The 12,272-nt window shown below is 41.1% G+C and carries 10 protein-coding genes; 5 read left to right on the top strand and 5 right to left on the bottom strand.

Annotated features, from left to right (window positions below; genetic code table 11):
- Nucleotides 1-62: 62 nt before the first annotated feature.
- The 4 genes from H5058_RS10305 to H5058_RS10290 all read right to left on the bottom strand — a co-directional run bounded on the left by H5058_RS10305 (nucleotide 63) and on the right by H5058_RS10290 (nucleotide 2,611).
- Nucleotides 63-725, bottom strand: coding sequence for a DsbA family oxidoreductase (locus H5058_RS10305; RefSeq protein WP_086995654.1), 663 nt, complete (start codon nucleotides 723-725; stop codon nucleotides 63-65).
- 123 nt (nucleotides 726-848) lie between these two features.
- Nucleotides 849-1,457 (bottom strand): flavin reductase family protein, encoded by a 609-nt coding sequence (locus H5058_RS10300; protein ID WP_089369195.1) that lies wholly within the window; start codon nucleotides 1,455-1,457, stop codon nucleotides 849-851.
- Nucleotides 1,458-1,481: 24 nt separating this feature from the next.
- Entirely contained in the window at nucleotides 1,482-2,216 is a 735-nt protein-coding gene (locus tag H5058_RS10295; protein WP_089369196.1) for an SDR family oxidoreductase, read from the bottom strand.
- Nucleotides 2,213-2,611, bottom strand: coding sequence for a thiol-disulfide oxidoreductase DCC family protein (locus H5058_RS10290; protein ID WP_182677991.1), 399 nt, complete (start codon nucleotides 2,609-2,611; stop codon nucleotides 2,213-2,215). Before H5058_RS10290 ends, H5058_RS10295 begins: the two co-directional genes overlap by 4 nt.
- Before the next feature lie 120 nt (nucleotides 2,612-2,731).
- On the opposite strand from H5058_RS10290, the gene ppc reads away from it, so the two are divergent.
- Together ppc and cdd are read left to right on the top strand one after the other, a co-directional pair.
- Entirely contained in the window at nucleotides 2,732-5,377 is a 2,646-nt protein-coding gene (gene ppc, locus H5058_RS10285; protein ID WP_182677989.1) for a phosphoenolpyruvate carboxylase, read from the top strand.
- A gap of 120 nt (nucleotides 5,378-5,497) precedes the next feature.
- Nucleotides 5,498-6,427 (top strand): cytidine deaminase, encoded by a 930-nt coding sequence (gene cdd / locus H5058_RS10280; RefSeq protein WP_011329944.1) that lies wholly within the window; start codon nucleotides 5,498-5,500, stop codon nucleotides 6,425-6,427.
- A 30-nt stretch (nucleotides 6,428-6,457) separates the two neighbouring features.
- On the opposite strand, the gene udp is transcribed toward cdd, so the two are convergent.
- Nucleotides 6,458-7,216 carry a uridine phosphorylase gene (udp, locus tag H5058_RS10275; protein WP_011329945.1) on the bottom strand — a complete coding sequence of 253 codons (759 nt, stop codon included), beginning with the start codon at nucleotides 7,214-7,216 and terminating at the stop codon, nucleotides 6,458-6,460.
- A gap of 417 nt (nucleotides 7,217-7,633) precedes the next feature.
- On the opposite strand from udp, the gene H5058_RS10270 reads away from it, so the two are divergent.
- The 3 genes from H5058_RS10270 (at nucleotide 7,634) to H5058_RS10260 (ending at nucleotide 12,260) form a co-directional block, all read left to right on the top strand.
- Nucleotides 7,634-8,743 (top strand): arginase family protein, encoded by a 1,110-nt coding sequence (locus tag H5058_RS10270; RefSeq protein ID WP_058374934.1) that lies wholly within the window; start codon nucleotides 7,634-7,636, stop codon nucleotides 8,741-8,743.
- A 142-nt stretch (nucleotides 8,744-8,885) separates the two neighbouring features.
- The gene (locus H5058_RS10265; protein WP_011329947.1) at nucleotides 8,886-10,187 is read left to right on the top strand and encodes a hemolysin family protein; all 1,302 of its coding nucleotides are present in this window, start codon (nucleotides 8,886-8,888) and stop codon (nucleotides 10,185-10,187) included.
- A gap of 909 nt (nucleotides 10,188-11,096) precedes the next feature.
- Entirely contained in the window at nucleotides 11,097-12,260 is a 1,164-nt protein-coding gene (locus H5058_RS10260) for an efflux RND transporter periplasmic adaptor subunit (protein ID WP_182677987.1), read from the top strand.
- Nucleotides 12,261-12,272 lie beyond the last annotated feature (12 nt).

The raw sequence follows: 12,272 nt of genomic DNA, 5'->3' as shown, positions 1-12,272 counted from the left end.
ATTAAATTAAATTAAAAGGCTGCACATTGCAGCCTTTTTAAATTCTTTAATTCAGAGTTTAATTACTCAGCGTTTTGCTGTGCTTCTTCTTCAGTTATTTGCTTAAAGGCTTGCACAAATGCAGCGCTAGGTTGTCCGCCGGTAAGGGCGTATTGCTCATTTATGATAAAAGTAGGCACTGTGGTAATACCCATTTGCTGTATGTCACTTTGCTGGCTGCGTACTTCTTGAAAAAACTCACCACCGGCTAAAATTTCTTGAGCACGGTCTGTATCAAGGCCAACACTTGCAACAATATCAAGCAAAGCGGGTTGCTCGTTTAAATTCACTAAGTCAGAAAAGTGGGCTTTAAATAAAGCCAGTTTTAGCTCGGTCTGCTTATTTGAAGTGGCAGCCCATGCTAATAAACGATGGCAATCGAAGCTATTTATTATCATTCGCTTATCGTCAAAGTTAAACGTGAAGTCGGCGTCTTTTCCGGCGTCTATTAAACGTTGGCGGTTATCTTTGCTTTGCTCTGGTGTTAAGCCGTACTTTTGCGTTAAATGTTCATTTAGATCTTGGCCTTCAGGCGGCATATTTGGGTTAAGCTCAAACGGTTTCCAGCTAATTTCTGCGTTTATTTCACCGTGTAATTCACTGAGTGCTTTTTCAAGGTTTTTATAACCAATAATGCACCATGGGCACATTACATCCGATACAATATCAATTTTAAGCGTTTTCATTATTTTCCCTTAGGGCAAAGCGGTAAAGCGAATATAATGAGTATATTGGGATTAATTGCAGTTTATCAATCATGATTACTCTACAGTGTATTAAAAGCTACAAATAATGTATTTGCAGCCTGGTTACTTTTTAGCATAAGGCAGGCGCATTAGTTTGTTAGTGCTGTGGTAGCTATCGAGCCCGCTTATGGCTACCGTATCTATGGCCTGTAAGTCTAAAAAGCCATCGCTTTGCAGTGCCGCTTCATCTAAATATACGTCCATTATTTCGCCAATCACAAGCTCAGTACCATTGACTGCTAAATGCTGATGTTCAATGTATTTTACCGCATATTTTAAGCGGCTTTGTTGTACAAAAGGGGCAGTAAATTCATTTAAATACTCAGCTGTTAAACCAGTGGCAGCAAACTCTGATTCGTTTTTATCATAACGCGCCGAGGTTTGATGTGCTTGCTGATAAATAGCACTATTAACATGATTAATAGTATAAACACCGGTTGCTAAAATATTTTCGAAAGTGTGACGGGGAACGCTATGGGGGCGTATTATCATACCAATTAATGGCGGGTGCGCGCCTAAATGAATAACAGAGCTAACAATCGATAAGTTAGTATTGCCTTGGCTGTCTTGAGTGCCAATTAAGTTAGCGCTTTTAAAGCCTGACAACGAGTTTATAAAGTGGGTACGCGTGTGTTTTTCAAGTGCTGCAATGCGCGCTTTAGTAAAATGCATTAAAAAATCCTTACCATGAAATACCTACCATGAAATAGCAGTGCCTTGCCAATCTAGGTAGGCGGGTTCACCGTTAAGTTCTAAATTAGGGTTGTTGTTAGTCAGTTCAAATAATTGCTGCGCTACAAACGCAGGAGTAAAAAGCGTGTTTGGCGGTACATTTTTTTGAAAAGGCTTAGACAGCTCAGTGTCGGTAGTACCGGGATGAAATAAAATGAGCTTAGTGTTTTTAGCGCGCCTTGCCAGCTCTACGGCAGCAGTTTTAAATAACATATTAAGCGCCGCTTTTGATGCGCGATAGGTATACCAGCCGCCAAGTTTATTGTCGTTTATGCTGCCAACCCGGGCGCTTAATGCGGTAATAGTGCAGTGGGTTTTAGGTGTTAATAATGGTAATACACTTTGCAGGCATAGCAGGGGTGTAAGCGCATTAACTTGCAATAGTTGATTAAAATAATCGCTGTTAATGTCCTCTAGTTTTTTTTCTGGCATGTGTTGCTGATTATGTAAAAGGCCATTAAAAATAATTACCTGATGTAAATCAGCCTGCTGGTTTTGTAGTGTAGTGGTAACATTGTTTAAGCTTTGTTTTGAATAATCGCTTTGCAGTTGCGTTATATTATTTAGGTTATTGTACTGTGCATTGCGCGAGCCCGCGCTTACGCAAACAATATGGTACTGGGTTACTTGGTTATTTAAATGCGCTATATAAGCTTGTGCAATTGCGCTACTTGCGCCAAATAAAACAATAGTTTTCATTTATCACCTGCACTTTTGGTTTTACATTGATTATTTTTACACTGTGAGTTTGGCATTAAAAAACGACTTATAGGCTGGCGATACTTAGCAAAAAAAGTGTATGTGCAATCAGCAAAAAATCGAATTATGGGCAAGCGAATAATCTTCAACCAAGGATATTTACCTACTGTTTTCCATGCTTGGTAGGTTACATCAAGGCCATAGATCATTATTCCAGATGGCATTCTTGCGTGTAATAACGCCATAGCTATACTTTTATCTACATTAGGAAAACGCGTATTAAAGTCAGTGGCATTAAGGTCCTCTAATATTATTTTATTATTAATGTCAGCACGCTTTAAATGTTGCATTTCGGCGTTACACAATGGGCAGTTAGCATCGTAAAAAATGATCATGTTATTGCTTTGTAATTATTTTACATATGCTTTTTTACGACACTCCATTGCAAATGGATCTATTAAATAACCGCGCATAGTGATATTAATAGTGCTCCATGAAACAAAGGAGACTGAGAAATGAGTGAACAATATGCCGCCTTGCGAGGCAATGTAAATTTACTAGGCCAATTATTAGGGCAAACAATTAAAGATGCCCAAGGTCAAGCAATTTTAGATAAAGTAGAAGAAATAAGGGCTTTATCAAAGTCATCTCGCAGTGGCAACGAAAACGACCGTAAAACACTAATAAAAGTATTACATGCGCTCAGCGATGAAGAGCTGTTACCGGTTGCCCGTTCATTTAATCATTTTTTAAACCTTGCCAATGTTGCAGAGCAGTTTCATACCGTTTCGCGTTTTAATGATGTTGGCTTTTGCCAGCTAAATCCTCTCACTCAAACATTAAAAACGTTAGCAACTAAAGCAAATAATGGCCAACTTAATCACAATCATTTGGCCGACACACTCTCAAAACTCCACATAAACTTGGTGCTAACCGCGCACCCTACAGAAGTAACACGCCGCACAATTATTAATAAGCACGTTGAGTTAAGTGATTGCTTAGCTTCATTGGAGCGAACTGATAACTTAGCACAAGAGCGCGAGGCTATTTTAAACCGTATTGCGCAGTTAATTAGCCAAGCATGGCACACCGACGATATTCGTCGCTCGCGACCCACCCCTGTTGATGAAGCAAAGTGGGGCTACGCGGTGATTGAAAATAGCTTGTGGCATGCAGTGCCGCGTTTTTTACGTGAGTTTAGCCAGCATGTAAAAGAGCATTTAAGCTTAGAGTTACCAATAAACTACAGCCCAATAGAGTTTACCTCGTGGATGGGCGGAGATCGTGACGGCAACCCTTATGTAACCGCACAAGTAACCAAAGAGGTGCTTGATCATGGTCGTTGGATGGCACTGGACTTATATGGCCGCGATCTAGAAACGCTAAGTACAGAGCTGTCGATGTCTGATGCCAGTGATGAGCTAATAGCCCTTGCGGGGCAAGAATTTGAACCTTATCGCTGCGTGATTAAAACACTTAAAAACCAAGTGTTAGAAACCGTAATGCATTTAGGAGCAAAAATAAAAAACCAGCGTAGCGAAGCCCAAGACTTAATTACCGATATAAACCAAATAAAACATCCAATTGAGGTGTGCTATCGCTCGCTATTAAAATGCAATATGAAAGTAGTTGCTGATGGCCTATTACTGGATGTATTACATCGTATTAATAGTTTTGGTTTGCGGTTAGCTAAATTAGATGTACGCCAAGATTCATCGCGCCATGGTGATGTGTTTTCAGAGCTTACGCGTTACTTAGGTTTAGGCGATTACAACCAATGGCAAGAGCAAGACAAACAAGCCTTTTTACTTACTGAGCTTAACTCGCGCAGGCCGCTAATACCTAAGCGTTGGCAGCCAAGCCCAGAGGTGCAAGAAGTACTCGACACCTTTGACGTGATTGCACAGCAAGACGAGCAAACATTTGGCTTATATATTATTTCGATGGCGCGCACAGCCTCCGATATTTTAGCGGTACAATTGCTGTTAAAAGAAAGTGGTTGTAGCTTTAAATTACCGGTTGCGCCGTTATTTGAAACCTTAGATGATTTAAATGATGGCCACAATGTTATTACTACTTTGTTGGATAATGACTGGTACAGAGGCCAAATTAACAATACCCAAAACGTTATGATAGGTTACTCAGACTCAGCAAAAGACGCCGGTATGATGGCAGCTGGTTGGGCGCAGTACGAAGCAATGGATAAGCTAGTGCAATTGGCCGACAAACGCGGCATAGAGCTGGTGTTATTTCATGGCCGTGGCGGTACGGTAGGGCGAGGCGGCGCACCGGCTGCACAAGCCCTACATTCACAACCACCGGGGTCATTAAAAGGTGGTTTGCGAGTAACTGAGCAAGGCGAGATGATCCGCTTTAAATTTGGTTTACCCGATGTTGCGCTACAAAGCTTAAATATTTACGCCGGCGCTGTACTGCAAAGTAATTTATTACCACCGCCAGAGCCTAAACCACAATGGCGCGAAGTAATGGCTTTGATCAGCGAAGAGTCGTGCGAGCATTATCGTAACGTGGTACGCCACGATGAAAACTTTGTACCTTATTTTAGAATGGCAACCCCAGAGCTTGAGCTTTCTAAACTGCCGCTTGGCTCGCGCCCTGCAAAACGCAACCCTACAGGTGGGGTCGAAAGTTTGCGGGCAATACCATGGATTTTTGCATGGAGCCAAAATCGTTTAATGTTACCTGCGTGGTTAGGCGCATTAACAGGATTACAAGCGGCCTTGGCAAAATACGGCGTTGAAACCCTGCAAGAAATGAGCTTACAATGGCCATTTTTTAGATCGCGCCTAGAAATGCTCGAAATGGTATTTAGTAAGGCCGACAGCTGGTTAAGTGAGCATTACGATAACGCGCTGGTGGAAGATATGTACAAACCACTTGGTGTTACCTTGCGCAAAGAGCTCGCAGAAGCGATTAGTTTAGTACAGTCGCTTAGCCCGCAAAAAAGCTTATTGGCCGATCAGCCATGGATCAAAGAGTCAATTGCGCTGCGTAACCCTTATACCGATCCGCTTAATGTGTTGCAGGTAGAGTTACTTCGCCGTGCGCGCTCAAGCGACAACGGCAGTGAAGGCGATATAGATAACGCGTTAATGATCACCATGACCGGCATAGCAGCAGGTATGCGCAATACTGGTTAATGGCTAAATAAAAATAAGGGGATTGCGCAGCGCCGTAACCCCTTATTTTATGCATATGCGCTGGCATTTTATGCGCTAACCTTTTAAACTACTTAGCCATTGAATAACAAAAATTATATTATGGCTTCTGCAACCTTTTTAGTACAAGCAAACACCGCACTAAGTAATACCCACATCTCTTTAAGCGTAGCGCAAACACAGGCTTTACGTAGCCAATTAAAAACCCAGCGCGGTATTTTAAACGCAAATAATATTAACCAACTATGCGCGCAACTTAATGTAACAAACGACGCCTTATTACAAGGTTTAGTGCCTTTAGCGTCTGAGTTTGCGGTAGCACCCGTATCGAACTTTCATGTAGGTGCAATCGTTAAAGCACTTGATGAAAGCGGCGAGGTTAATTTTTACTTTGGTGCTAATGCCGAGTTTAACCGCCAAGCACTTAGTTTAGTGGTGCACGCAGAGCAGTCTGCAATTAATAATGCTTGGTTAAATGGCGCGAAAAAAATACTAAAAATAGCGATTAGTGACGCACCTTGTGGTTATTGCCGCCAATTTATGAACGAATTAGCTGATGCGCGTGAATTTGATATTTTACTGCCCGAGCAGCAATTTAAACTTGCAGACTTGTTACCGCATTCGTTTGGCCCCACCGATTTAGGCAATCAGTACAGCTTATTTAATCCAGCCCCGCAGGCTCGCTCATTTAACAATACAGAAGTAGAGCAACAGCTGGCAGCCTATGCGTTAGCAGCTTATGTACCGTATAGCCAAAACTACAGCGCAGTAAAAATCACTACGTTTAACAACGGTGACTTTTATGGCAGTTACGCAGAAAACGCTGCATACAGCCCTAGCTTATCGCCATTGCAAAGTGCATTAAGTCAGTTGTTTTTAGCCGGTTTGAGTTTTGATCAACATACCGTAAAGGGAATAACACTGTTAGAAACCGCTGGTCATGAAAACCAAGCGGGAGTGGCTCAAGCAGTGCTAGCAAGCTTTGTAAACTTGCCACCACTTGAGCTAATTAGTGCGCCATTAAGTGAGTAACTTGGCAAACTGACACACTAAAAAGTACTGTTACTTAGCGAGCAGTACTTTAGCGGCTTCTAATACTACCGCAACTGATTTTCTTTCAATTTCGCCGTGGTCAACATTAGGAATTTCTTGGCGAGTACGATTAACTAATACACCGGCTACGCACGCTGCTTGTAAACCAAGTGCCGCACACATAGTAAATAAGGTTGCCGATTCCATTTCGTAGTTCATCACACCCAATTTTTGCCACTCTTCACAGCTGCCTTGTAACGACTTTGGTACATAACCAGAGTGCGTATCGTAACGCTCTTGCCCTGGGTAAAATGTGTCGCTTGATGCAGTAATACCAATATGAAAATCGATATTAAGGTTTTCACAGGCTTTAACCATAGCTTGGGTAGCAAAAAAGTCAGATACCGCAGGGTAGCTAAGCGGCGCAAAATGCTGGCTTGCACCATCTAAACGCACAGAGGCTTGGCTAATTAAAATATCGCCTTCGTTAATGTGTGGTTGAATTGCACCAGTAGTACCAATACGCAAAAAGCTGTGCACGCCAAGTTGGGCTAATTCTTCAACGGCAATCGACGTCGATGGACCGCCAATACCGGTAGAGCATATAACCACAGAATGGCCATTAAGCTCACCTAAATAAACATGAAATTCACGCGTTTTAGCCAGGCAAGTTGGGTTATCTAAAAATTGCGAAATACGTGCAGCACGATCCGGGTCGCCCGGAACAATAGCCAGTTTTGCACCTTTAAGATCGTCAATACATAACCCTAAGTGAAATACCTTTTCCATAACTAAGCCTTTATAAAATTACTATCAATTTAGCATCATTACTATAATTGTTTGTTTAGTACAGGACGTATGTCCGTGTTGATTTGTTTTGATTTATTCACCCACATTGAATATTCAAGCATATATTAAAATTACCCGTAAAATGAGGCGGTTGACTTGTATAGGCAGACATTATATTGATCGTCTAAAGTAATGAGTAAATTATCATAAACAACAGGCACATTTACACTAAGTTGTTTTTATTCATATGGTTAGTTGTTATTTTTTGGATGGTATATACATTAGTGAAGCAAAGCTAATTTAACGTTAGTTTGCTTTTAGCAAGCAGTACTAATGTTATTGTTAGTATTTAAATATTAGCAATTTTGCATAACTAATCAGTACCACGCAAAACATATAGATTTATAAGGGTTTACCATGAGCACCGAATTTCAGGAATTTAAAAGCAAAATTGAGCATTGTTTGTGCGCACCAGGTGATGGTGTATATACAGTTAACACTGCAAAAGAGCGCAAAGCTGCATTAAGAAATAAGCTTTATGGGCAAACCGAAAACATTGGCCCATTATGGCGTGAGTCGCTTAACGAGTTACCCAATTCGCCGCATAAAGCGGTTATGCTAGGTATTAGCTCAGATTGTGGCGGCGGTATTTTACGTGGCGCAAACTGGGGGCCGTTATTTTTACGCTCAGCGTTACTCGATCAGCAACCTCAGTGCCGCTCATTCGATTTAGGCGACGTACGCGTTATTCCTCATTTATTACATGATAAATACCTAAACAAAGCCACTATAACCAATTGCCAAAAAGCATTATACGGCAACGAAAATAACGACTATTACGTTAGCCCACTGTCGATCACTGAAGATGTATGCGACAGCTTTTATGCAACGTTTGAAAATAAAGGCATTTTTGGTATTGGCGGCGATCATTCAATTAGTTACCCATTAACAAAAGCGTATTTAAAAGCTAAGCGCGCACAAGGCAAGCGTACCGCAATTATTCATTTTGATGCCCATACCGACCTATTGGTTGAGCGCTTAGGCATTGATTTATGTTTTGGCTCTTGGTGTACGCATATTTTAGAGTTTTTACCTGCGCCACATCATTTAATTCAATTTGGTATTCGTTCAAGCGGTAAACCAAAAGAGCATTGGGAAAGCACCTTTGGTGTTAAACAACATTGGGCGCATGAAATTATAGAGCGCGGTGCAGCAGCCGTTGCCGCAGATGCCATTGCCCAGCTTAAAGCCGACAACGTTGACGAAGTGTATGTTAGCTTTGATATTGACGCCCTTGATGAAAAATTTGCCTCTGCAACAGGCACACCAGAGGCAAACGGCTTAACGCCACAGCACGCACTGGATATTTTATCAGCCATAGCCGATGAATTTCCGATCACCGGTGCCGATATGATGGAAATTGCGCCTTTTACCGACAGCTCGCTAGTAGGGCAGTCAAGTTCAGAAACCACCTTACGAGAAGGCGCTAAAATTTCGGCGTTTTTGATTAGTGCGATGAACAAGTAATCTTAAAGCAGGTCGAAAGGCCTGCTTATTGTATTGATAATAAAAGCCTTTTAATAAATATTAAATTTAAATTGCCCCGTTTAAAAAAGCGACTATAATCCAGCTGCTTTTGCTATAAAAGCGTATTTTATTGGAGCTATAAATGGGTGATTTAGTCGGGATTGGCTTATTAATCTTGATCAGTGCGTTGTTTGCAATGTCGGAAATTGCGATTGCAGCATCGCGTAAAATAAAATTAAGAGTAATGGCTGATGAGGGCAATGTTCAAGCAGCTGCAGTATTAAAGCTACAAGAACAACCTGGGGCATTTTTTGCCATGATCCAAATAACCCTTAATGCTATTGCTATATTAGGCGGCATTGTGGGTGAGCAAGCACTTTCGCCTTATGTGCAAAATGTTTTGCAGTTTTTTTATCAAGGCCCATTACTGGCACAAATTAGTTTTTTACTGTCGTTTTTAACCATTACTTCACTGTTTATTTTATTTGCAGATTTACTACCTAAACGTTTGGCGATGATTTTGCCAGAGGCCGTTGCTGTGCGCGTGGTAACAATAATGCGCTGGGTTACCTATGCCTTAACGCCCTTGGTATTATTTTTTAATGGTTTAACAAATATTATTTTGCGTATTTTTAAAGTACCAAGCGAGCGCGAAGATATTGTAACCACAGAAGACATTGTTGCCATGATGGATGCAGGTGCAGAATACGGTAGCCTACAGCAACAAGAATACGATTTAATCGGTAACGTATTTGACCTAGAAGCGCGCTTTATATCGAGTGTGATGTCGCCGCGAGACCAAATAGTTTATTTTGATATTAATGAGTCGAGCCATGATATTGCTAACAAAATAATAGAGCATCCACATAATCACTTTTTAGTGTGTAACGATAATTTAGATAAATTAATCGGCTCTGTAGAATCAAAAGATATTTTACGCCAAGTACTTAAAGGCGATGCAGCGAATATTAATAGCGAAATGCTCGAAAAAGATATTTTTTATCTGCCCGAAACCCTCAGTTTATCAGAGGCATTAAATGCGTTTAAAACAGCCGTACAGCCTTTTGCTGTGGTAGTTAACGAATACGCATTAGTGGTAGGCATAGTAACGGTAAAAGATTTAATGAAAGGCTTTATGGGCGACTTAATTACTCACAGCGATGATGAGTTAATTGTTGAGCGCGACCAAAACTCCTGGTTAGTTGATGGTTTAACCCCCATAGTTGAGTTGGCTAAAGTACTTGATATTGATGAGTTTCCTCATCAAAGTCATTACGAAACCGTGGCCGGATATTTAATTTATACCATGAAACGCATTCCAAAACGTGCAGAATACATTCAATACGCCGGCTTTAAATTTGAAGTGGTCGATGTTGAAGGCATTCGGGTTGAGCAGTTACTGGTATCAAAAATAGTACCCACGCCCGAGCCACCGCAAAGCTAAGTACAAACTAAGTTAGCTCGCTATTAGCAAGTAAAAAGTAGCAAGTAAACAGTCAAAATCACAAAGTAAAAACACCTTATTTTATTATTTTAAGGTGTTTTTACTTGGGTTGGTTTGAGCGCAGAGAAGCCCAACGAAAAAAGGCAGCCTCAATTAACATTAGCGTTTTGTATTATCGATTACCTAAAAAGTACCGAATGTAGGTCGGATAAGCGAAGCGCCATCCGACACAGTAAAATACCTTTCCAATTATTATCAGCATTTTATATTGTCAAATTGCTAGAAAATGCCATGAACGGGCCTTCAAGGCGTGAATCTGAAACTTTGTTGGGTGGCGCCTTCGGCTTAACCAACCTACCTTTTGACGTTGATTGAGGTAGGTTGGTTTGAGCGCAGCGAAGCCCAACGAAAAAAGCAGCCTCAATTAACATTAGCGTTTTGTATTATCGATTACCTAAGGAAGCACCGAATGTAGGTCGGATAAGCGAAGCGCCATCCGACACAGTAAAATATCTTGCCAATTATTATTATCATTATGTTATCGAATGGCTTGAAAGAGAATCGAAGGGGTCAAATCTTGACTTCAGAATCGAAGGGGTCAAATCTTGACTTCATACATCACAATTCTTGACTGACCGTTTATCGTTCTATGCAGCTCAACTAAATGTCTATACCAATCACCATTCAAAGCATAACCACGCTGAATTCAGCCCTATTTGGGCTTTACCCAATGCCCTCGGGGAGTTTTGACTGTAAGCAAATAGTCGCTTTAGTCAACCAAATTTACATATGTTTACAGCATTAAATCTAGTTAAAAATAATTCTTAATTAGCATTGGAAAGTGCATGCAAATAATTTAGAATGAACGTTCATTCTAAAGTTTAAATTCAAGTTAAAAGGTAATTTAATATGCAGCGTTCCCGCATCGCGCTATTGGTATTTTCGGCCCTCGTTGGTTCTGTCGTTTTAACTGGTTGTGATCAGGCTGCTGAGCAACCTAAAGCTACTGCTTCTCAAGGCACTCCAGTAGGTGTAGTTACGATAAAAAGCCAAACACTTACACTTAAACAAGAATTACCAGGGCGTGTAAGTGCATATCAAATAGCAGAAATTCGTCCTCAAGTTAGCGGTATTGTGCAATCTCGTTTGTTTACAGAAGGTACGCAAGTAGAAAAAGGCCAAGCGCTATATCAAATAAATCCAGCCATTTTTGAAGCTGAGCTTGCAGCAAGTGAAGCAGCTGTAGCCCGTGCTGAGGCGAGTATTTCCAGCAGTAAATCAAAAGCTGCGCGTTATAAAGAGTTATTGGCAATTAAAGCTGTAAGTCAGCAAGACTTTGACGAAGCAGATGCAACTGCTAAACAGGCAAAGGCTGAGTTACTTACTGCGAAAGCGCAATTACAGGCTGCACAAATTAATTTAGATTACAGCCATGTGGCATCGCCTATTAATGGTCAAATTAGTAAATCGAGTGTGACTGTTGGTGCTTTGGTAAGTGCTAATCAAGCAATGGCATTGGCAACAGTCACGCAGCTTGATCCAATTTATGTTGATTTAACACAATCGAGTAATGAGTTAACCAAGCTTAAAAAAGCGTTGTCGTCGGGCTCGTTAAGTGTTGATGCAGATATTCAAACCGAGGTTGAGCTTTATATGGAAGACGGTTCGGTTTATCCGCATAAGGGCACCTTACAGTTTTCAGAAGTAACGGTTAATCCAAGTACGGGTTCGGTAACATTGCGAGCTAAATTTTCTAACCCTGAGAAACTACTTTTACCGGGTATGTATGCCCGTGCATCTATTGTTGAAGGGGTTCAAGAAAATGCTGTTTTGGTTCCGCAGCGTGGTGTAACGCGTAATACCAAAGGCCAGCCAACGGCTATGGTGGTAAGTGAAAATAATACAGTAGAGAGCCGAGTACTAGAAGTTGATAGAACAATAGGTTCGAACTGGTTAGTGACTAAAGGTTTATCTGCTGGTGATAAGTTAATTGTTGAAGGCTTACAAAAAATTCGTCCTGGCGCGCCAGTGATTGTCACTGAAGCAACACCTTTAGCCACTCAAGCGCAATAACGGAGAGTTTAA

The sequence above is a fragment of the Pseudoalteromonas sp. SR45-4 genome (assembly GCF_014163535.1).
Taxonomy (GTDB): Bacteria; Pseudomonadota; Gammaproteobacteria; order Enterobacterales; family Alteromonadaceae; genus Pseudoalteromonas; species Pseudoalteromonas nigrifaciens.
This window is presented reverse-complemented; position numbering and strand designations above follow the sequence as displayed.